The organism is Paenibacillus jepli (assembly GCF_047238105.1).
In the GTDB taxonomy this organism is placed as follows: Bacteria; Bacillota; Bacilli; order Paenibacillales; family Paenibacillaceae; genus Paenibacillus_D.
This window is the reverse complement of sequence record NZ_JBDFMD010000001.1, coordinates 7077329-7098818: the sequence shown is the minus strand read 5'-3', so window position 1 is coordinate 7098818 and position 21490 is coordinate 7077329. Positions and strand designations below refer to the sequence as shown.

Sequence of the window (21490 nt, the reverse complement as noted above, 5' to 3'; positions counted from 1 at the left end):
TTTCATTAGAATCTGGTTGCCGACCATAGGTGCGCAGTCAGCAGATTGGCTGCCGCTTCCTTGCGATAGGCTGCATCGGCATGCGAATCGGTGGCAGCTCCATAGCCTGCCCGGACAAGCTCACCTGCCCGGAGCAGGGTTGCCCGGTCCGACCTGCCGCCCTCGAGGAGCGTCTCCACTTCTTTCAGCCGGAGCGGCGGCGCTGTGCCGCCGCCCAGCGCCAGCCTGATACCGGTCAGCGTGCCGTCTGCCAGCTGTCTCCCCGCCAGCGCAATTGTTACAAGCGAAGGCGTAAAAGCCTCCCGCCGCCCCAGCTTGCTGTAAAAGGATATATCTCGCGACGTAGCGCTAACTTCAGTCGAACCGGGGATGCAGATCCGCACGATCAGATCCTCCCGGTGCTCTGCCGTATTCTCCAGCCAGCGCACCAGCGTCAGCCTCCGGTATGAGCCGTCTCTGTAGATCTCCAGTCCGGCTTCGTGCGCCAGCAGCGCGGGCAGCGCATCTCCTGTCCGGCTGCACACGTTGCCTCCCAGCGTCGCCAGATTGCGGACGGCAGGGGCGGCGATCCGGCCGATCGCGTCTGCCAGCAATCCCGCAGACCGGCTCACCTCGTGGCGGACGCAACAATCACCCAGCGTCACCGCCGCCCCGATCTCGAGTCCGCCGTGCTCATCAGTCCGGAAGCCGCCAAGCTCCCGGATCTGCTCCAGGCTGATGAGATGACCCGGCTGCGGACGTCCGTTCTCCCACTGCGTCCGCAGCCAAGTCGCGCCTGCCGCATATACGGCGTCGTCGCCCAGCTGTTGCTTGAGCCGCACCGCATCTGCCAGCAGCCGTGGTTGCCATATCTCAGGCAGCTGGCGGTACGGGGATGCATTGCCTGCCATGCCGACTCCCCCTTGTCGCTCAGCCTGCCGTGCCGGAAGGGATCCCCCTATCCCCGGACCAGTCGCCGGATCGCACGGTCGGCTTCTCTCAATACCTTTGATTTGTCCATGGTCAGCAGCCGTTTTCCTCTCATGACGAGCCTGCCGTCGATCATCACCGTGTCGACATCGCTGTACCCCGCCGAGTAGACGATACGCGAGTACGGATCGACTTCGAAAGACGGATAAGCATGGAACTCATCCAGGTCCAATAGGATGAGATCTGCCTGCTTGCCGCTCTCGATACTGCCGATCTTCTCCTCCAGCCCCAGCACCTCGGCGCCGCCGATCGTCGCCATGCGCAGCACCGAGCGGGCATCCATAGCCGTCGGACCGTGCACTGTCTTCTGGATCAGCGCCGTCAGCCGCATCTCCTGGAACATATCCAGCGTGTTGTTGCAGGGAGCGCCGTCGGCGCCGATCCCGACCGGGATCTGGCGGCTTCTCAGATCGGGCACCTCGGCGATCCCGGAAGCCAGCTTCAGATTGGACCCTGGACAGTGTGTCACCTTGACCCCGCGCGTCCGGATGATCTCCTTCTCCGCTTCATCCAGCCAGACGCAGTGCGCGAGGATCAGGTCGGGAGATGCCAGTCCGAGATGATCGAGATAGACGACATTGCGCATCCCGCGTTCCCGCTCGATCAGCTCGATCTCTCCCCGATTCTCCGCTGCGTGCGTATGGATCTTGACGTTGTATTGCCGCGACAGGTCTCTCACGCCGACCAACAGTTCTTCTGTACAAGAGACGACAAACCGGGGCGAGAAGGCGTACTGGATCCTCCCATTATCCTTGCCATGCCAGGCCTCGAGCAGGTCGACGCTCTGCTGCAGCGACTGCTCGGTCCGCTCTTGCAGCTGGCGTGGCACATGTGTGCCGTGATCCATCATGACCTTGCCGGCGATGGCCCGTATGCCGCTCTGCTCGATGGCGCGAAAAGCAGATTCCGTATGATGTACAGTTTCCATATCGAGGATCGTCGTCGTACCGCTACGGATCAGCTCGCCGATGCCCAGCATCGCCGAATGATAGACCGACTCCTCATCATGTGCCGCCTCCAGCGGCCAGATCCGCTCTCTCAGCCAATCCAACAGTTCCATGTCATCGGCCCGGCCGCGGAACAGCGTCTGGCACAGGTGGATATGCGTCTGCACAAACCCTGGCAGCATCACTTTTCCTGACGCGTCGATCACATCATCCGCATATGCTTCGATGGTCGGCGCCATCTCAGCGATCCGGTCCCCCTGGACCAGCACATCCCCCTTGAACACCGTTCCGGCAGCATCCATGGTGACGATCTGCGCTTGCTTGAACAATATCGAGTTCATATGTGCCCTCCTCAAAGTTTTCCGAAGGAAAACTCGCTTCGGAAGCATACGCTTAGTTTTCCGAAGGAAAACTCGCTTCGGAAGCATACGCTTAGTTTTCCGAAGGAAAACTTGCTTCGAAAGCATAAGCTTAAGTTTTCCGAAGGAAAACTCGCTTCGGAAGCATACGCTTAGTTTTCCGAAGGAAAACTTGCTTCGAAAGCATAAGCTTTAAGTTTTCCGAAGGAAAACTCGAATCATGCCCCGTTCTTAACTGCCCCTGTACGTGCTGTAACCGCCGGGAGCGATCAGGAGCGGGATATGAACATGTTCACCAGGATGCGGGATTGTGAAACGGACCGGTACGCTCTCCCAAAGCAAGGGCTGGTGTCCGGCGCCTTCTGACTGCCGGTAATAATCTCCGACCTGGAATAGCAGTTCAAAGATACCGGCAATCATTTGTCCGTCAGCAAGCAGGGGCTGACCGGTCCTGCCATCCCCCCTCGTCCTTGCGCTGCATACATAACGCAGTCCTCCAGTCGGATGAAGATAATACAGCTCAATATCCATACCTGCCGCCGGCCGTCCGCTGCCGATGTCCAGCACATGGGTCGTCAGCCTGCCGCTCATCCTCCGCCTCCTGCAGCTGCGAGATCCTCCCTGCTAACCGAGAAGCCCTGGAATCCGAATGGCGGTCGGGGTTCTGTAAACACGCCGCCCCTGCCGGTCGCCGTCTCCTCAGTCACCGTCTCCCATGTCCGGTTGTTGGATTCGAACCACACTTCGCTCAGCTGCGGGAAGCGTTCCAGGATACGCAAGCCGATCCGGTAGATCAGATGCTGAATCGAAGGCGAATGGAGCTCATGGAATACCGCGGCAGCGAGATCCCGGATCTGCTCGGCTGCGACATACCGCATGCGGCAGGCTTCCAGCGCATCCTCAGAGTCGGTGTAAGCCCACCAGACATCCAGGAAGATATAGAGCGGCCGGTCCGCCGTCTCGGGGAGCGTTGTATATTCATCTTTCACATAGCCTGCGAATGAACTGCCTTTGACTTTTAACAGCCGCAGACCGGTGATCCCGCCGGCATGCTCCGAGACCCGGATTCCCCGTTCATCCCGGATGCATATCACCTTAGACACAGGCGCTTCATTGCGGGAAACCTTGAACACGAGCGGATTACCTGCTGCAGCCGGATCGTCCGGCAGCTGCATCTCCTCGAAGGGGACGTGCACCGCCTCCAGCCGCACGCCAGTCATCTGTGGATAAGTCTCCAGCAGTCTTCGGCCGATAAATGCCAAGAGCCCGTCAATCGCCGCCCCCGTATACTGCGCGGTATGACGCAATATGAAGTTTTTCATGGAGTCCGTCGCCACGACCAGCCTATTATCGCCATCGGTAAATGAACTCAAAAATGCTTCGCCGCTAACAGCGATAGACAGATTGGCACCGATAACAGTGTTCCTGCAGCCGGTATAGGCGGATTCCGGGATTGGCGTCACCTCGAGCGGTTCAGCAAACGTGCGGAATACCCACACGTCCCCTTTGCCGTAGTACATCCGCCGTCTGGGCGATAACCCGGTCTCAGGCGATATTGCATCTTCGTCTGCTGTCATGTGTCCTCCTCCTCGCAATCGTCCTTGACCCAGTCATTCAACCGATATGCTGCAATTAAGCAGACCTCTTGAAGCGCCTTGGTCCGCTCGTCCTCCGGTGATTGGGATAGTCTGACGCGCATGGCCTGCAGAATCTCGCCCTTTTCCCTGCCTCGTACGGCAAGGATAAAGGGAAATCCAAACTTCTGCTTATAGGCTTTATTCATCTGCAGGAACTGCTCCGCTTCTTCACGCTTCAGCGCACCCAGCCCGGCTGCCTGCTGCTCACGCCTGGAGGCGTCTGTCATACGGATGCGGGCTCCCAGGTCGGGATGCGCGCGGAGCAGGTCAAGCTGCCGCTCCGTCTCCGCCTGATGCACGAGGCACTCCATTCTCTTGAGCATGTGAGCTAGACTATCGTACGGCCTTAGCTTCCAGGCCTGTTCAGCCACCCAGGGCGAATGCTCGAAAAGATGGCCGAACGCCCGCACGAAAGCCGCTTGTTCCATCTGATTGATCTCGTTTAGATAGCCTTCCTTTTGGGACATAGCCTCCCCCCTCAGCTGTTCTCCATAACTATATGTTATATTTATTTACATGGTGTCTGTGGTATGACTGGCTGCGAACAAAAGAAAACAAGAAGCGCGCCCGGGGCGAACGTCTCCTTGTTTTCGAATTCATTGCTTATTTCATGATTATCTATATTTGCGGGTAAGGTAGTTTTTCCACTGCGTTTCAAATTCGGCAAGGCTGCATTCAAAAATGTCGTTATAGGCGTCGGGACGCAGGATTAGCGCTCGCAGCTTGTCGTAGCCGTATGTCTCCACGATGAATTCGACGACCGAACAAGCGTAGAGATGGCCGTTCCGCTCCACAAAGTCCTGCCAGTCCCCATCAAGGGTAGTCAAGGCAGGGATGCTCCCCTTCTGCAAAGCCGAGCGCAAGTGACCTGCGTAACTATCGCCATAATACCGGGATTCATAGTGTCCGATTCCGCCTTTGAGCCAGAGCGGAAGCGTGTGTACTTGGTCGTGATTCATTCTTATCGCAATCGCGGTAGCGAACAAACTGACGACGGCCTGAATCACGGACTGATAGCTGTGACGGGGTCCGGGATTGAGCGGCGACACCATCCGGATCCTGCTGCCGTCATCGTCCAGCTTGGCAACATACCAGTCCGGACGCTCTACGTCCGATGTTTGCTGATGGAACGTTGGCAGATCCGGATAGATCTCGATGCGGATCGTATTGCCCAGCGGCTTGTAATTGGCGGTGATGCGGTCGATATTCGCTTTCAATTCATCCATGATGCCATCCGTGACCGCCTGATTCGTTGCAGAATCCTCCGGGTTTTCCAGTACATTCACCATGTGGATCAATTCAGATATAGACATCGTTTTGCTCCTTTCTGCATCGTGCCATTCGGACCGCAGTCTGCCCAAAGCCCGATACAATCGATTTTTAACTGCACTTTTGCGCATCCCTACGATAGAGGCGATCTCCTCCAGCGTACAATCCACAAAAAATCGCAAGGTGATAATTTCTTTGTCCAGCTCCCCGAATGTCTGCAACGCTTTGGAGAGGTCGATGCTGAGTTCGACATGCGCGGTAAAATCCTTCGTAATCAGTGACGGTGAGAGCCATTGCTTCTGTCTGCGCTGCTCCGCTTGGCGGTACTCGTCGATGATGGTATTCATGGCGATCCGGTAGAGCCAGGTAAACGGACTCGCTTGCTCGCGGAAGCGATCCGCGTGCTCCAGCGCCTTGACGAATACTCTTTGCGTTAGGTCCTCCGCCTCCGAGCTCCCTTTTTTGAGACAGATCATCCGGTACAAGCGGTCGTGATAGCGTCGGTACAGCTCGTCGACCAGAGCAGCATTGGCCTGTTTATCCGCTGTTATGATGAGCGTCCTCCTTTCTTTTTTTATATATCGTTAGACGGCTGAGCAGACGAAAAGGCCACACGCACGCCCTACAAGAAGGCTCAATTCCAAAAGGTGAGTGGCGCACGCTGAGTTATACATTGAGGAAAAACTCGCCCCAACCTAAGGACAAAAGTGCAATTAATTCTCACATGCACTCCGAAAATCGGGATCATAACGTCAAAAGTACAATTAACTTAGCCTTAATTTCCTTTTATATCCAATTATCTGCTTGTTAAATGCACTTTTGTCCTTAAACCAGCCGTATCTATTATTTCTACTGTTTTTAATTGTACTTTTGTCCGTAATTGGACACTGCCTCCGGGGTCGTGGTAGCGTCTCATCCTCCCAACCTCTAAAGCGAGCCTTTTTTGCTTCGCCAACTGCAAATAAAAAGCGGCGTTCCCAGAAGGCCGGAAACTGCCGCTTCGAATAACTTACTCGCTACATGCCCGCCGACGCTTCCATAGGCTGCCGCTGCGTCATGACCAGCTCCTTCATCGACTTCGTATGATACGCGCCTGCCGATATGACGTGGGCCGCTCGTTAGTTAGGAAATGCTTCTTCCTTGGACAGATGCACCCTGTCAGGCGGGAAAAACCGTAGGAAATACTTATAGACCCGGGTGTGGATATCAGCGGCATACCAGTCCGCAAGACCGTTCCGGCGGAAGAGGTCCGGCATGCCCAGCCGACCGGAGCGCCTGCCCATCGCACCATCTCCAATCGTCAGCGTGTCGATCCAGATACGTTCCACGATGCCTTCGAGCTGCTGCGGGAATGCTGGAGTAAACGGCAATACGGGCGAGATGGCCGCCTGTGTCACGATACCGGCATCATGCAGTGTGCGCAGAGCTCGCAGACGTTGACTGATCCCTGGCGCATAGGGAGCAAAAAGGCGCTTCATGTCCTCGCGGTCGGTCTCGACCGTCATCGATACGATCAATCGGCTGCGCTCATCCAGTGCCTCTAGCAGATCCAGGTCCCGTGTGACCAGCGGGCTCCGAGTCTGGAGCTGCAGCAGATCCGGCGGGGCTTCGACCATCGCTTGCAGCAGACTTCTCGACAGCTTCGCCTCCCGCTCGACCGGCTGGTAAGGATCGGTGGCCGAAGACATGAAGATACGTACAGGCTTGTCCTTGCGTCTGAGCCGGGCGATCTCGCGAAGGTAGAGCTCCGCCGCATTCGTCTTGGACTCGACCCACTCGCCCCAAGGGATATCCTTGAAGCGCTGGATCGGCATCTCACGGACATAACAATATTGACAGGCAAACGCGCAGCCGCTGTAGGGATTCAAAGAATGCGTGAACCCTGTATCCAGATAGCCGCTGGCTTCGCTCAGGATGGTTTTGGAGAGCTTCTCCGTACATGGGGTGGCCATTCGCACCGACCTTCTTGTTCAGGGATTGAAACGCCAGATATGACAAGGCGGTTCCTATGCTATTAGTTTACGTCATTGCCCATGGATCGTCCAGGAGGCACGACGAAGCCAATGCTGTCTGTTCGGGCTAGCCCCATAATTTAATTGAAGCCGCCGTTGACGCGAATCGTCTGGCCCGTAATCCAACGTGCCTTGTCGCTGACCAGCAGTTCGATGACATCGGCGATGTCATCCGGCTCCCCCAGCCGTCCAAAGGCATTCATCCGGCGAAACGATTCGATCAGCTCGTCCGACTTCCCGGTTAGGAAGAGCTCCGTCGACACCTGCCCTGGCGCCACGCAGTTTATCGTGATGTCCCGTGTTCCGAATTCCTTCGCAAGTTGGCGAGTTAATTGTTCTACGGCGCCTTTGGTAGCTGCATAAACGCTGTAAGTGGGCAGCATCGCGCCGGAGACGGAGGTAGAGAAGTTGATGATCGTACCGCCTTTGGACATCAGCACCATCGCTTGCTGACAGGCAAAATAAGTCCCTTTGACATTAATGGCAAACTGACGATCAAACGACGCCTCGGTCATGTCTGCTATCGGTAAGCACTCCATGATACCGGCATTATTGACCAGGATATCTAATCTCCCGTATCGTTCGATGGTTAGCGAGAACAGCCTCTCAATCTCGCTCACTTGGCTGACATCAGCTTGTAAGGCGGTCGCTTGGCCTCCCGCTTGCTCGATGGTCCTGACAACCTCATCTGCTTTATCCGGGTTGGATGCATAATTTACTGCGATCAAAGCACCTGCTTGTGCCAACTGTATCGCAATCTGTCGCCCGATGCCGCGTGAAGCTCCAGTGACGATGGCTACTTTTCCTTGCAGACTCATACTCGTCCTCTCCTTTATCAGATCCTGAATCCTTACCTTACCAGTATAGCCAGGGGGCCCTTTGGACGGTTAGCACAATCGGATTGGATGCTTGCCTATTCCTGTTTCATATCGTTATGATAATAAATACAGAAAGCTAGGTAAAGGAGATCCCTATATGGACATCAATGATTCGGGGCGTTTGAAACAGGCTTTACAACGGCTATCAGATTTGATCCGGCTTCACACACCATCGACAGGCACATTTGCTACAGCTATTCCCAATTTGACCTTGATGCACGCCGATCAGCTGTCCGAGCCTCTGGAGTCGGTCTACAAGCCTTCCCTGTGCATCGTTGCGCAAGGCGCGAAGACGGCAGTATTGGCAGACGAGATCTACCGATATGATCCATCGTCCTATCTGATCACATCCGTGGAGCTGCCGATTACCGGAAGGATCATCGAAGCCGCGCCTGAGCATCCCTATCTCAGCCTAAAGCTGACCTTTGATACCGACATGATCCTGGATATCACCAAAGACATGCATCTTCCGGATCCTGATTACGCTGACGTCCGCGGCATATCGGTCAACCGTATTTCACCACCATTGCTCGAAGCACTCGTACGGCTTCTGGAGCTTCTAGACGAGCCGGGGGACATCCCTGTGATGGCTCCCCTCATCCTTCGCGAGATCCTGTATCGTGTGCTTCAAGGTGATCAAGGGGCTGCCCTCCTGCTGTTCGGAATACCCCATAGTCACGCCCGTGCTGTAGGACAAGCGATCCGGGAGATTAACCGTCAGTTCAACCGGCCGCTAGCCATAGAGCGTTTGGCCCAGTCCGCCAATCTTAGCCCATCGGCGTTTCACAAGTACTTCAAACGTTTCACCAGGATGAGTCCTTTGCAATACCAGAAAACCGTCCGTCTGCAGGATGCTCGCCGTCTGATGCTAGTCGAGTCCCTGTCCGTCTCGGATGCGGCATATCAAGTGGGCTATGAGAGTCCCTCCCAATTCAGCCGCGAGTACGCGAGGATGTACGGCCGGTCTCCGAGCTCGGATGTTCAGGCGCAACTGGCGAAGACATAAATACCTTCTGATTGACTGAATATTGTCTGTTGATTGCGGCTGATGAGAAAACCATATACTTTATATTTGCGCAAAAAACGCACCTCCCGTTGGCCTTGGCCATACAGGACGTGCGTTTCAACTTTGTGTCAATTCTCCCATTTATCACAATGTGGCTGCCTTCCAGATCCTACGGGCTGCAGCTTGCAACAACAACGATTGCCCCCAGCGGTCGCTGATCTCCTCTCCTCCGGGTGAAGCGCCAGTCGTTATCGCATAAGGGGGAGGCCCCAGCTCGCATACGAAGGGCAACACGTCGCCCGGTGCTGCAGATGCCAGCCATGACCGCATCCCTGTCTGCCACCACCGTTCGAAATACTCCAGCATCGGGTGCTCTCCCTGCTCCCCGATATCGATCTGTACCTGCTCCCCGTTCGACACCCGACCGTGTATCGCCGAAGTTCGCGCCAGTAATAGCTGCAATAGCGATTCTGCTTCCTCCGACACCGTATGCATTTCGCCAGCGACGACATAATGGGAGAAGTCGATCGTCAAGCGCAATTCCTCCAACCGTCTTACATACTGGGCGGTCCGGATCAGATCCTGGGTAATCGTGCCTCTATGGGTTTCGATGTAGGCCGGTATGCCGGACCCCCGCGAGAGTTCGACCAGATCCCGCAACAGGCTAACTGCAGCCTCATCCATGATGAAAGGGGTCATCACTTGCACATTGATGTGCTGGATATTGCCATGCTGCTTTGCTTGTTCCAGGCAGTCGGTCATCTCTGCAGCAGTTCTTGGGTAAGCATTGATGCTTAAGCTCAAGTTGTACCTTTGCAGCAGCCGGTCCCACAGCTCTTGCCGTTCTGGTGCAGGCAGAGCGCCGTTGATGCCGTCGAATCCCGCGGCTGCGATCCTCTCCACTCTGCGCTCTATGTCCTCCTCGCGGCCGGGCTCATCCAATCCCGACATTCCCCACCAGGACATCAGTACTTCCAGCCGGGGAGCCGCAGCATCAGTGCGGGTAGAGTGCTTCGAATTCGACACCGCAAGGTCCTCCATCCGGATTGTCGTTCAGTCGTACCTCCGAGCCATCCGGTCTATACAAGGGCTGATAGTGTTGACTGATCTGGGTAGCGGAAGCGTTCGCATAATGACAGATAAATGCCCGCCGGAAACGGTCTTTGGTTCTGTTGCGATACGAGCCATGGATGAGATTGCCGTTAAAGAACAACACGTCGCCAGGTTCCAGAGCGACAGGCACCGCCTTTTGATCTTTGGGAGGCTTGACGAAATGCGTGGTGAATGACTCTTTGGCATCGGCGTATTCGGGACATACAATCTCATATGACTGCGTCTTGGGGACGACCAGCAGGCCGCCGTTGTCTTCGTCGGCACCGTCCACCGCAGTCCAGGCTGCGATACAATTGCCCGGTTCGACCTTGAGATAGAAGTTGTCCTGATGCAGCGCCTGGCCACGCGAGCCGGGCGGTTTGTAGTAGAACATGCTTTGCGCCGCAAGCGGCGGTTCCTCGTAGAGATCGGTCAGTACGTCCAGTACCGGCGTATGCAGCATGTACCTCTTGGCCGTTTCATTGAACCGATGCGGATGCATGACCCGAGGATAGCGCCTGAGCGGGTCGCTGGCCTGCGGATCGAGATCGGGCTCGTAGTATCCCGGCACCGGCTGCTCGCTGATGGTGTCGAAGGTACTGCGGATTTCTTCCACCTGCTCTGGCTCGAACAATCCTTTGACGATCAGGTAACCCTCCGTCTCGAACTGCAGCTTTTGCATTTCTGTAATCCTGCCAAGCGTATATGTCATTGCCAAGCTCCTTTCGATTGTGATGGCTTAAGTATAGGGGGCTGTGAGCTTGGAGGACAGTATCGATCATGCTAAACAATCACACAATCCTGCTAAACTTATTGGCTGACAGACGAAGATGAGGTAAGCTGATAAGACCATAATAGACGGAGGAGTCGAATCATGCAGCAAGTCGATGGGTATTTTCAGACAGATGGGTCCGCATATGGTATTGTGCTGGCAGGGCATTACCGTGAAAGTGACGCCTATGTCATCAGACGTCTCCATGGCAGGGATGACTGGCTGATCGTTTACACGCTCAGCGGCCAAGGCTACTTTGACACGGCGCACGGGAAGTGCATCTGCGGAAGCGGCGATGCGGTATTGCTGCAGCCGGGTACTCCGCATGAGTACGGGACGGTGACGGGGCAAGCCTGGCAGTTTGTATGGGCCCATTATACGGCTCGGCATCTCGAATCCTCGCTGCTGCCATCGGATCCTTTTACGATCCAGCGCCTGGAGAACGGACAAGTCCGCAAGCGGATATACCGCGCCTTTCACAGCATGATTGCAGATTTGCGAGAGCGGCGGGATTATTGGCATGAGCTGAGCCTAGGTTCGTTGAGAGAGATCCTGATGCTGCTCGCGCAGAGGCGCAGCCATAAGCTGGATCCCCGTATCGAAGAAGCGCTGCATTATTTGACCCTGCATATGCGGGAGCCGGTCCGGGTGGACACTTTGGCTCGCAGCATCGGCTTGTCCGCTTCACGGCTGTCGCATCTGTTCAAAGAATCGACCGGACTGTCCATCATCGATACGCTCAACCGGATGAGGATCCGGCAGGCGGCTTTGTTCCTTGAACATACTGACCGCACCGCCTCTGAGGTCGCTTATGAGGTCGGTTTTCACAATTACAATCATTTTATTCGTCAGTTCAAGAAGTGGTACGGGACACTTCCAACCGATTACAAAAAGCGCTCCTCGACCCCCTAGAACTTGTAGAGCTATACAACAAAAAAGGAAATGCGCTTGGCAAGGCGTCATTTCCTTTTGTTGTGTCTTCCGCTTATTCTTTCTCGGACTGGTGGAGTCCCAGCTTCTTCAACAGGTCGATCGTCTGCTGTTTTTCCTCTGCTGTGAGTCCCCCCATAGCCTCATCCAAGGCTTGGGCGTGCTTGGGAAAGTGCTCGCTCATCCACCGGTTCCCTTCTTCTGTAATCTCGGCAAACGTAACTCTCCGGTCCTCGGTGCAGGGAATCCTGCGCAGCAGTCCCTTTTTCTCCAGCTTATCAATATTGTAAGTAATGCTGCCGCTAGTGATCAGCACCTTGTCGCCCAGCTGCTGCAAGGGCGACGGGCCTTTGGCATAGAGCAGCTCCAGGATGATGAATTCCGTCGATGACAAACCATGTCGCTTCATATCGCTGACTGCCTGATCCATAATTGACTTGTGGGCCTTGGAGAGTACGACGAACAGCTTCAGAGACAGATCATGCTGCGAGCTCGTCAAGGAGATGCCTCCTCTGGCTTACGGACCCGGATGGGCAGCAGATTGGCTTCGATCTGAGCGCGGTTCTCTTCGAGCCATGCCGGCAGCATCAGTCTCTCGCCCAGCGTCTCCGCCGGCTCGTCATGGGCAAAACCCGGTGGATCCGTAGCGATCTCGAACAGGATCCCGCCTGCTTCCCGGAAGTAGATGGCGTTGAAATACTGACGGTCGATAATCTGCGTCGGCTGATAACCGGCACGGAACACCTCCTGCTGCCATGCCTCATGCTCCTCGTAATCGGCTGCCCGCCAAGCAATGTGATGTACCGTGCCGGCACCGCCCGCACCCCATTCGATGTCGGCTTCAGGCACGTCGATCAAGTTGCCGATCTCACCAGCGGACTGGAAGCGGACATATCCCTGATCGCTACCCAGGCGGCTCAGCCCCATGACGGATTCCAGCAATTCCATCGTCTTGGCCGCATTGGCGCTGAACAGTACCGCGCCGCCGAACCCTTTGATGGCTTTGTCTGCAGGCACGCCACCAAACGACCACTCGCTTCTCTCGCCTGCGGCTCGTTCCACGAGCTCCAGCCGCAGTCCTTCATTATCGCTGAACTGCAGGTAGTGTTCGCCGAATCTCGTTGCCTTCATCACCGAGATGCCGTATCGCCGCAGCCGCGCCTCCCAGAAGTCCAGCGAGCCTGGAGGAACGGCGTAAGTGGTGATGCCTACCTGCCCTCCTCCAACCTTGCCCTTGCGGGAGTCCGGCCAGGGGAAGAAGGTGATGATCGTCCCCGGGCTCCCGGCATGGTCGCCAAAATAGAGATGGTACACCTCAGGGGCATCGAAGTTAATCGTACGTTTGACAAGCCGCAAGCCCAGGATGCCGGCGTAAAAATCGACACCCGCCTGCGGATCTCTGGCAAACGCTGTGATGTGGTGAATTCCGGTTGTATGCATAGTCATGAGCGATTCTCCTCTCGTGGGCTGACTGAAATTAAAACCCGTTCTGGATAACAAACTCGCCTACCGGCTTGCGGTATCCGCGCGGACGCTGACCGTCCAGATCCTCCTTGCCGACTGCAATCAGCATCGCCGGCACCAGATGATCCGGTACATGCAGCGCTTCGCGCATCATCTCGGGATCAAAGCCGATGATCGGGCAGCTGTCCCAGCCTTTGTCTTTGGCGATCAGCATAAGGAGCATCGCCGAGAGGCTGGCATTGCGGATTGCGTCTTCCCTCCTGAACGTCTCCCCTCGCTGCTGGTAAAAGTCCGTGATCGATTGCACAGTCATATCATATTCTTGCTTATTCAGGATCCCGAGATGCAGCAATCCTTCATTGATCTCGGCAGCAGACTGGTAGGCATCAAGATCGCCCAGCACCAGGATGGCCGCAGAGGCGGTTCTGACCTTATGCTGCCTGCTGGCGGCCTCGTACACCTTGTGTTTGACCTGGGGGTCGGTGACGGCAACATACTTTGTATGTTGGAGATTAAATGCGGATGGCGCATATTTCACAAGCTGGAAGATCTCATCGAGCTCAGCCTGCGATATGGGTGTATCGGGAATGAATTTACCTGCCGAACGTCTGGATTGGACTACATCGCTAAATTGCATGGTCATGCGCCTCCTGAGAATCATCTTGGTTTCAATTATCTTAAATTAAAGATATATGATTTTAAGATAGTTGTCAACATGTTCAAAAACCTCCGTGTCGCCACGGAGGTTCATAAAAAGTTAGTTTACGCTTGGAGCAGCTGGCGCAGTGCTTCTTGCACCGGCGTTACCGGACGGCCCAGCACTTTCTCAAAATCACTGTGAGCCACTTCGAGCGACCCCGCCCGGATGCTCTGCTGGATCCCGACGACGATCGGCAGCACGAACTCCGGCAGACCTGCCTGCTTCATGATGCCTGCATAGGTCTCATCATCGACTTGCTGGACAGGCACTTCCCTGCCCAGCAGCCTGCCCAGCTCGGCAGCCAGCTCTTCTTGTGTCAGAAGCGGACCCGACAGTTCATAAATTGAATTCTCATGGCCTTCACCGGTGAGGACAGCTGCCGCCGCTTCGGCATAATCCTGACGCAGCGCCCAACCGACTTTGCCGTCCCCGGCGGAGGTCGTCCATGGAGCTCCGGCTTGCACAGCCCGGATCGTCCCCAGTTCGTTCTCCAGATACCAGTTGTTACGCAATAGCGAATAAGGAATGCCTGTGTCCTTGATAGCTGCTTCTGTTGCTTGATGAGGCGGTGCCATCAGATTGGTGCTCTCCTCGGCTTTGGTGAGGCTGGTATAAGCAATGAAGCTAACGTTCGCGCGTTTGGCGGCCTCTACAGCGCCCGTATGCTGACGGATCCGCGTCTTGTTGTCGCCATCGGCGGAGATGATCAGGATCCGCTCGATGCCTGCGAAAGCCGCATCCAGCGATGCCGGTTGATCAAAATCGCCATGCCGCACTTCTACGCCTCTGGCGCGCAACCCTTCCGCTTTCTCCGGATGCCGGACACTGACTGCTACTTCGCTAGCGGGCACTTTGGCCAGCAACGCCTCGACCACCTTGCTCCCCAGATGTCCGGTAGCGCCTGTCACTAGATATTTCATAATGTTGTCCTCCCTCAATGATTATTTGATCTTGATGTAACTAGTATAGTTACAACAAGATCACTTGTCAATCCCTTTTCCTTCTGGCCTCTCTGGTGTTTTGTGCTATCCTAATACGTATCTGTGAAAATGGGAAAGAACGGAGAATGCCGCATGAAAATAGATCGACTATTGGCTATCGTAGTCCTCCTCATGAACAAACGAATGGTACAAGCCAAGGAGCTGGCCGAGTTATTTGAAGTCTCGGTGCGCACCATATACCGCGATGTGGACACGATCGACCAGGCAGGTATCCCCATCGTAACCTATCAGGGGGCCGGAGGCGGCATCGGGATCGCCGAAGGCTACCGGCTCGACCGCAATCTGCTCACCAATGACGAGTTTGCCGCCATTGCTACAGCCCTTCGAAGCGTCGGCACCACCTACGACGGACACCGCAACAACCTGCTGCTGGAGAAGATCAACAGTATTATCCCCGCTGCTCAGGCGGAGGAATATCAGATCAAGAGCAATCAACTGCTTTTGGATTACTCGCCCTGGGGGGCACCGGCATTATTCGAAGAGAAGCTCGATCTGCTCAAAGAAGCCATCGAACGCAAGCAGTTGGTTACTTTCAGCTACAGCAGCGCCCAGGGTGAGATGACTTTGCGTACGGCAGAGCCTCATACCATCCTGTTGAAGGGACAACATTGGTATGTATACGCTTATTGTACGAAACGAGAGCAGTTTCGCATATTCAAGCTGATGCGGATGCAGGAGCTTGCCATGCTGGAGCAGCGCTTTACACGCAGACAAGTAGAACCCGGGCTGCAGCCGTCTGACCAAGAGTGGAACAAGCCCGATCAAACGGTTGCGCTGAGCTTGCGATTCCGCGGTACAATCAAGCATCTAGTGGAAGAGCGATTCGGCCCGGAGGCACTGCAGGAGGCTGACGGGGGCGATGTGCTGATCCATATCACTTATCCTGAGAACAACTGGCTGTATGGCTTCATCCTCAGCTTCGGCGATGATGTGGAGGTGCTGGGTCCTCCCCATATCCGCGAGATTATCGGGCACAAGGCAGCTGCGATTGCGATGAAATATCAAAATGAATTGCAAACCTGACAATGTGTTGTCAGGTTCACTGCTTTATACTGAGGTCATCTTGGAAAGAGGAGTAAACATGATGGGACAGAAAGGAAGAACGCGTGATGGCAAATAAAGTCGATTATAAGAAAGATTATAAGCACCTTTATGTGCCCAAAACGTCGCCGGAAATTGTGGACGTACCGAAGATTCCTTTTGTAATGGTCGACGGGTATGGTGATCCTAACGGCGAAGCTTTTGCCAGCGCAACTGAAGCGTTGTACACGTTGAGTTATGCGGTGAAAATGTGTTACAAAGGCAAGAATGTCCCGCCCTCATATTATGAATACACGGTATTTCCGCTTGAGGGCGTATGGGACCTGGTTGATCGTTCCAAGCCGGCAACCAACAAAAGCAATTTTAAATATACTCTGATGATCCGTCAGCCTGACTTTTTAACGGCAGCTCTTTTCAAACAATTCTTGGAACAGTCTAAAAAGAAAAAGGCAAATCCATATCTGGAGAAGCTCCAGTTTGGACATGCCGAAGAAGGCTTGAGCTGTCAAATGATGCATGTGGGGAGCTTTGACGACGAGCCGGCAAGCTTTGCCCGGATGGAAGCGTATTGTGCAGAACAGGGATATATCCGGACAAGTAAAATCCACCGGGAAATCTACTTGTCGGATCCCCGCAAGACGGCAACGCCAAAGCTGAGAACGGTGCTGCGGTTCCCGGTAGCAACAGCTTCTACCCGCGAATATGCTTGATCTGCACCAGCAAACGGTCGATAGATCGGCGAAGACGACTCCGGTTATCGGGTCTCAGGTGAAGACCGCTTCTCCTTGCCACTTCCTCTACGACCTCTTGGACCGACAGCGTATCCGTCATAATCTTCTCACCCGTGAGCACTTCATCAAAGGCATGCTGACACCGATCGATCTGAGCCTTGGCCCAGGTCTGGCCGCGCTCCATCCGTTTGTTCAGCCTGCGATGCAGCACTTCTTTGCTGGCATACAGGATCAGATGGCGGATCTCTGTACCTAAAGCTGCCGCACCTGACGTGAGCTCCTCGAAATACACCGGGTCCGTCACCGTCATCGGTACGATCAACGTTCCCTTGTATTCCTGTGCCATTAGCTGCAGCATCTCCCTGTTGAACAACCGCCATTGAGGATAGTCCTGGAAATCCGGCAGATGCGTCGATTTCGGCGTATTCTTGCGGATGAAATAACCGATGTTCTCGGGATCATATACGTAAGAGTCGGGCAAGCGCCGCTGCAGTTCATAAGCAGCTGTCGTCTTGCCTGAGCCGAAAGCTCCATTCAGCCAGATAATCAACCTTGTTCCCTCCTAAGGATTGCTCGATCTCGATGGTCACTATCTTATGTCACTTGCCGCTATCTGTCAAAGGAAAGAACCGCCCACTGTGGACGGTCCTTTGCAGTCGGATAGAGTTACTTTTCGGCACAGATCAGGAACATCGGCGTCGAACGATTCAAAACCTGCTGCTTCTCGTCCATGACGAGAGCATTGAGGTCCTCGCGGGTGTTGACCTCATGGAAACCAAGTGCTTGGAGCGTCTGGACATCCCAGGCCGGCCGCCATTGCCGGGTGAGCGGCAGCACCAGACTGAGCCGGTCTGTCTCGTCAGTGTCCACATGATGCGGCGGTTCGCCCCAGCCGTGGTCGCGGTAAGCTTGCTGATCCTCGTCATGCTGCCGCTTCATCTCTTTGTCCCACAAGTGCCAATTCCAGTTGGCGTCGAAGATCAGCAGCCTTCCTTGCGGCTTCAGCACCCGCTTCCACTCGCTGTACACCTTCTCCGGCTCGGCAAGACTCCAGGTTACGTTGCGGCAGACGACCAGATCGAAGCTGTTGTCTCCGAAGGAGAGAGAATGAGAGTCCATCTGGAGGAAATCAGCGGTCACGCCTTCCCGCGCGGCATGCCCCCGAGCTTCGTCAAGCATATGCTCCGCGCAGTCGATCCCTGTTACTTGATGGCCGTCGCCAGCCAAGATAACCGAGAAGAAGCCGGGGCCGCAGCCTGCATCAAGCACCTGCAGACTCGGCCGCTGAGGCGCATGCTCCTTGATCAAATCCAGCCATGCCTGTCTCTGGAAGCCTTCCAGCTCCTTACGGATGCCCTCGCTGTACAACTCGGCTTCCCCTTCCCAATACGTAGCAACTTCATTTTGCATGCTCACATGCGTTCACTCCTTTATGGCGATGATCATGAACCGATTCGCGTTCTGATGACCGTATTTCAAGTAATGTATCGGCATCGCGCCGGCAGGCATGAAGCCGCGACGGATGTCGGCAGCAGCAAAGCCCGCTAGACGCAGCGCTTCCTCGTCCGCTTTAGGACGAAGGACACGGGTAAATGGCAGCTCCTGCAGCAAAGCCTGATCCTGACTGCTGCGACGGCGGACCCTCCGCTCCGTGAGCAGGATCAACAGCCAGGACAATCCTAGCCAGAGCGAACGGAACATTGTCCGGCGCTCTTCATAGAGATAGTTGCCGTCGAAGATGATCAGTTTGCCGCCCGGCTTCAAGAGACGATGCCACTCGGCGTATGCGCGCTCCGGCTCGGGCAGCGTCCAGACGACGTCGCGGCACACGATCGCATCATAGCTCTCGCTTGCCTCCCGATGGAGATTCGCAGCATCGCCGACATACGTCTTTACGTCGCATCCGAAAGCCTTGAAGTTATGCGCAGCCCGTGCGACCATTCCTTCCGATGCATCCACGGCTGTCGCCCGATGGCCCATACGAGAGAGCAGGATCGAGAAGAAACCCGGGCCGGTCCCGACATCCAGCACGTGCTGGCCCGCAGTCTTACCCAGTCCTTCTGCAAGCATCCGCTCCCAAAATGTAACCGTCCGCCGGCTTCCGAATTGATGGTGGATCACCTTGTCGTATCCTTCGGAACTGGACGTCCAGTAGGCGGAGATTTCCTTAAGCATTAGCGTTCACCGGCCTTTAGTTTGTCCCACTGGATCGGGCTGAACGTCGTGTGGCCGAAGGCAAAGCCTTCAAGTCGGGTATGAACGGCTGCGATTTCCTCTGGAAAATAAATGGCTGCGAACATCGCCTGGTCGTGCATCCTCCCGAAGATATCGTCATACGCCGCTTGTCGTGTCTCCGGTTCGGTCGTGGCCACCGCCGTGTCGATGAGGGCTTCCAGCGCGGTATCCGACCAGGCGACAGCCGGCGTATCCCCCGTTTGGCGGAAAAGCGACAGCAAAAAGGAATGGGGGTTGTAGGCATCATCATAGGTGCGGTACAGGATCAGATCGTAAGCTTTGGTCGTCCACAGGGCATCATAATACGCGTTAGGCTCCAGCACCTGCAGCTGCAGATCGACGCCGATCGCCTTCAATTCGTATTGGATGAGCTCGCTGATGGCTTTCCACTCCGGGAACTCGGCTTGTTGCAGGACCAGGTTGAGCTGGAGCGGCTGTCCGTTTTTCTCCAGTATCCCGTCGCCGTTTGCGTCGCTGTACCCTGCTTCCGCCAGCAGCTGTCTGGATGCCTCGGGATCATAACCGTACCAATTCTGATTCTCCTCCGTGACATAAGGTACCGTCAGCGGGAACAAGCCTTTGGCTTCCTGCCCGACCCCGTCCATGAGGTCGTCAGCGATGCTATGCTTGTTGATGGCCAGATTGATCGCTTGACGCACCTCCAGCTCCTGGAGGGCAGGCAGTTGATAGTTGAAGATCATAAAATGGGAGTTGGTGCCCCCCGTCGTATGGAGCTCTAACGTCTCGTCTCCTTCAATGACCGGCACACTTTCAACCGGCAACCGCCCCATCTGCGTCCCGGCAATATCGACTTCCCCGCTCTGCAGTGCAAGCACGCGGGACTGCGGGTCAGGGATGACTTTGAGCACGAGCCGGGAAACCCCCGGCGTTTCGCCCCAATAGTGAGGATTGCGGACCAGCACCGTTTCTTGGTCTCGCTTGTAGCTCTCAACCATCCAGGCTCCCGTACCGATCGCCTCGTTGAACGTGCCTTCGGTGTCGCCTGCCGGTTCGACAGCCGATGGACTGAGGATTCTCACGGGTCTGGCAAAGGTCAGCTCGGTCAGGAACGGGTAAAACGCTTTGTCAAACGTCATGGTGATCGTATGCTCGTCGATCACCTCCAGCGTTTGCAGAGCAGTGGCAAGGTTCAACGAATTGGACGGGTCATGGATCCAGCGCTCAAAGGAAAACTTCACGGCGTCGGCATTCATATCTGTCCCGTCCGAAAATTTGACGCCTTGCCGTAAATGAAACGTGTACACTTTGCCGTCCTCTGAGATGTCCCAGGATTGCGCCAGTGACGGTTCGATCTCGCCTTTCTCACCGTATGTGACCAGACCGTCATAGACCATGGACTGCACATGCATCGAACCTTGGTACCCTCCCGCATCCAACTGATCGATACCAGTGTCTGACGCGATGGCGATGGTTACCGTATCGCTGTTGGCGGCTGCTGACGATGCAGCTTCATCCTGGACAGGTGCAGACGATGTATCATTGCTGCAGGCGGACAAGACGATGCTGGCTGCGAGCACCAGCAAGATAACCGGATGTTTCGTCCAGCGATGAGATCTCAGGACTCTATTCATTATCATGTATATTCCTCTATTCTCTTGTGGTCGGATGGTAATTACATGCTTGTTGACTGTCTCTTATATCCCGTTGACGGGGATGCTGGATGGGCAAGGATGCCATGAGCTTCCGGGTATAGGGATGAGCGGGCTCCTCCAGCAGACGGCCGCCTGACTGGTGTTCAACGATCCGCCCTTGCGCCATCACATTAACGCTGTCGCACAACCGCTGGACTAGCCTCAGATCATGCGTAATAAACAGATAGGCCAGACCAAGCTGCTGCTTCAGCTCTTGCAGGAGGTCTATCATCTGTCTGCGCAGAGTCGCATCAAGACTGGCGAACGACTCGTCGCAGATGATCAGCTCCGGGCGCAGCGCCACAGCTCTGGCGATGCCGACTCGCTGCTGCTGGCCGCCGCTCAGCTCATGGGGATACCGGTAGAGATATGTTCTTCCCAGACCGACCAGCTCCAGCGTGTCCGCAATGCGTTGTCTTTGCAGCTCCGTATCCCCGGTCTTATAGTTGCGCAGCGGTTCGCCGACGATTTGTTCCACCGTGAATAAGGGATTAAAGGAGGCCAGGCTATTTTGAAAAACGATTTGAAGTTTGCTCCGTATCGGTCGCATCCGAGTCAATCGCCAGTCCGTGTAATCGACCCCGCGATAGCGCACATGCCCGGAATCCGGCTTTTCAAGGCCGAGCAGCAGTCTGGCCAGCGTACTTTTGCCACTGCCGCTCTCTCCGACAAGCGCTACGTTCTCTCCTTCTTCGATACGAAGAGAAACGTCCTGGACGGCTGGTACCCCGCCATGCGCTTGGCGAAGAGGCGGCCACCTGCGCCGCCGATGAAAGGTTTTGGACAAATTATCCG

At 55.4% G+C, this 21490-nt stretch carries 23 protein-coding genes; 4 read left to right on the top strand and 19 right to left on the bottom strand.

Features of this window, described 5'->3' with window-relative positions; genetic code table 11:
• Window positions 1–5: 5 nt before the first annotated feature.
• The 8 genes from ABC336_RS30455 to ABC336_RS30420 all read right to left on the bottom strand — a co-directional run bounded on the left by ABC336_RS30455 (window position 6) and on the right by ABC336_RS30420 (window position 8011).
• Entirely contained in the window at window positions 6–890 is an 885-nt protein-coding gene (locus ABC336_RS30455; RefSeq protein ID WP_413242243.1) for an FAD binding domain-containing protein, read from the bottom strand.
• Window positions 891–937: 47 nt separating this feature from the next.
• On the bottom strand, window positions 938–2257 hold the full coding sequence (locus ABC336_RS30450; RefSeq protein ID WP_413242242.1) for a 5'-deoxyadenosine deaminase: 1320 nt from the start codon (window positions 2255–2257) through the stop codon (window positions 938–940).
• Between the two features lie 249 nt (window positions 2258–2506).
• Window positions 2507–2866 carry a hydroxyisourate hydrolase gene (uraH, locus tag ABC336_RS30445; RefSeq protein WP_413242241.1) on the bottom strand — a complete coding sequence of 120 codons (360 nt, stop codon included), beginning with the start codon at window positions 2864–2866 and terminating at the stop codon, window positions 2507–2509.
• The gene (pucL, locus tag ABC336_RS30440; RefSeq protein WP_413242240.1) at window positions 2863–3852 is read right to left on the bottom strand and encodes a factor-independent urate hydroxylase; all 990 of its coding nucleotides are present in this window, start codon (window positions 3850–3852) and stop codon (window positions 2863–2865) included. The genes uraH and pucL overlap by 4 nt, the downstream gene beginning before the upstream one ends.
• Window positions 3849–4379, bottom strand: a complete 531-nt coding sequence (gene uraD / locus ABC336_RS30435; RefSeq protein ID WP_413242239.1) for a 2-oxo-4-hydroxy-4-carboxy-5-ureidoimidazoline decarboxylase — start codon at window positions 4377–4379, stop codon at window positions 3849–3851. The genes pucL and uraD overlap by 4 nt, the downstream gene beginning before the upstream one ends.
• 147 nt (window positions 4380–4526) lie before the next feature.
• Window positions 4527–5690 carry an RNA polymerase sigma factor gene (locus ABC336_RS30430; RefSeq protein WP_413242650.1) on the bottom strand — a complete coding sequence of 388 codons (1164 nt, stop codon included), beginning with the start codon at window positions 5688–5690 and terminating at the stop codon, window positions 4527–4529.
• Window positions 5691–6299: 609 nt separating this feature from the next.
• Complete coding sequence (locus ABC336_RS30425) at window positions 6300–7133, bottom strand: SPL family radical SAM protein (protein ID WP_413242238.1); 834 nt, start codon at window positions 7131–7133, stop codon at window positions 6300–6302.
• Between the two features lie 140 nt (window positions 7134–7273).
• Window positions 7274–8011: an SDR family oxidoreductase gene (locus tag ABC336_RS30420; protein ID WP_413242237.1), complete on the bottom strand. Its 738-nt coding sequence runs from the start codon at window positions 8009–8011 to the stop codon at window positions 7274–7276.
• Between the two features lie 157 nt (window positions 8012–8168).
• Between ABC336_RS30420 and ABC336_RS30415 the strand changes: the two genes are divergently transcribed.
• Window positions 8169–9077 carry an AraC family transcriptional regulator gene (locus ABC336_RS30415; RefSeq protein WP_413242236.1) on the top strand — a complete coding sequence of 303 codons (909 nt, stop codon included), beginning with the start codon at window positions 8169–8171 and terminating at the stop codon, window positions 9075–9077.
• A 144-nt stretch (window positions 9078–9221) separates the two neighbouring features.
• On the opposite strand, the gene ABC336_RS30410 is transcribed toward ABC336_RS30415, so the two are convergent.
• Both ABC336_RS30410 and ABC336_RS30405 read right to left on the bottom strand, forming a co-directional pair.
• On the bottom strand, window positions 9222–10103 hold the full coding sequence (locus tag ABC336_RS30410; RefSeq protein WP_413242235.1) for a sugar phosphate isomerase/epimerase family protein: 882 nt from the start codon (window positions 10101–10103) through the stop codon (window positions 9222–9224).
• A complete protein-coding gene (locus ABC336_RS30405) occupies window positions 10072–10881 on the bottom strand; it encodes a phytanoyl-CoA dioxygenase family protein (protein WP_413242234.1) in 810 nt (269 codons plus the stop codon). The genes ABC336_RS30410 and ABC336_RS30405 overlap by 32 nt, the downstream gene beginning before the upstream one ends.
• A gap of 162 nt (window positions 10882–11043) precedes the next feature.
• Between ABC336_RS30405 and ABC336_RS30400 the strand changes: the two genes are divergently transcribed.
• Complete coding sequence (locus ABC336_RS30400) at window positions 11044–11853, top strand: helix-turn-helix domain-containing protein (RefSeq protein WP_413242233.1); 810 nt, start codon at window positions 11044–11046, stop codon at window positions 11851–11853.
• 73 nt (window positions 11854–11926) lie between these two features.
• Here the strand turns inward: ABC336_RS30400 and ABC336_RS30395 are convergent, their stop codons facing one another.
• From ABC336_RS30395 to ABC336_RS30380, 4 genes are all read right to left on the bottom strand, one after another.
• Window positions 11927–12370, bottom strand: a complete 444-nt coding sequence (locus ABC336_RS30395; protein WP_413242232.1) for a MarR family winged helix-turn-helix transcriptional regulator — start codon at window positions 12368–12370, stop codon at window positions 11927–11929.
• Complete coding sequence (locus tag ABC336_RS30390; RefSeq protein ID WP_413242231.1) at window positions 12367–13317, bottom strand: ring-cleaving dioxygenase; 951 nt, start codon at window positions 13315–13317, stop codon at window positions 12367–12369. The genes ABC336_RS30395 and ABC336_RS30390 overlap by 4 nt, the downstream gene beginning before the upstream one ends.
• Before the next feature lie 31 nt (window positions 13318–13348).
• Window positions 13349–13972: a nitroreductase family protein gene (locus ABC336_RS30385; protein ID WP_413242230.1), complete on the bottom strand. Its 624-nt coding sequence runs from the start codon at window positions 13970–13972 to the stop codon at window positions 13349–13351.
• A 125-nt stretch (window positions 13973–14097) separates the two neighbouring features.
• Window positions 14098–14955 carry an SDR family oxidoreductase gene (locus tag ABC336_RS30380; protein ID WP_413242229.1) on the bottom strand — a complete coding sequence of 286 codons (858 nt, stop codon included), beginning with the start codon at window positions 14953–14955 and terminating at the stop codon, window positions 14098–14100.
• A 153-nt stretch (window positions 14956–15108) separates the two neighbouring features.
• Here ABC336_RS30380 and ABC336_RS30375 point away from each other — a divergent pair, with 153 nt between their 5' ends.
• Together ABC336_RS30375 and ABC336_RS30370 are read left to right on the top strand one after the other, a co-directional pair.
• Window positions 15109–16059, top strand: a complete 951-nt coding sequence (locus ABC336_RS30375) for a helix-turn-helix transcriptional regulator (protein ID WP_413242228.1) — start codon at window positions 15109–15111, stop codon at window positions 16057–16059.
• 86 nt (window positions 16060–16145) lie between these two features.
• Entirely contained in the window at window positions 16146–16787 is a 642-nt protein-coding gene (locus ABC336_RS30370) for a GyrI-like domain-containing protein (RefSeq protein ID WP_413242227.1), read from the top strand.
• On the opposite strand, the gene ABC336_RS30365 is transcribed toward ABC336_RS30370, so the two are convergent.
• From ABC336_RS30365 to ABC336_RS30345, 5 genes are all read right to left on the bottom strand, one after another.
• The gene (locus tag ABC336_RS30365) at window positions 16768–17358 is read right to left on the bottom strand and encodes an AAA family ATPase (RefSeq protein WP_413242226.1); all 591 of its coding nucleotides are present in this window, start codon (window positions 17356–17358) and stop codon (window positions 16768–16770) included. The genes ABC336_RS30370 and ABC336_RS30365 overlap by 20 nt on opposite strands.
• Window positions 17359–17474: 116 nt before the next feature.
• Window positions 17475–18218, bottom strand: a complete 744-nt coding sequence (locus ABC336_RS30360) for a class I SAM-dependent methyltransferase (protein ID WP_413242649.1) — start codon at window positions 18216–18218, stop codon at window positions 17475–17477.
• Between the two features lie 12 nt (window positions 18219–18230).
• Complete coding sequence (locus ABC336_RS30355) at window positions 18231–18983, bottom strand: class I SAM-dependent methyltransferase (protein ID WP_413242225.1); 753 nt, start codon at window positions 18981–18983, stop codon at window positions 18231–18233.
• Entirely contained in the window at window positions 18983–20641 is a 1659-nt protein-coding gene (locus ABC336_RS30350) for a nickel ABC transporter substrate-binding protein (RefSeq protein ID WP_413242224.1), read from the bottom strand. The genes ABC336_RS30355 and ABC336_RS30350 overlap by 1 nt, the downstream gene beginning before the upstream one ends.
• Window positions 20642–20651: 10 nt before the next feature.
• A complete protein-coding gene (locus ABC336_RS30345; protein ID WP_413242223.1) occupies window positions 20652–21482 on the bottom strand; it encodes an ABC transporter ATP-binding protein in 831 nt (276 codons plus the stop codon).
• Window positions 21483–21490: the final 8 nt, after the last annotated feature.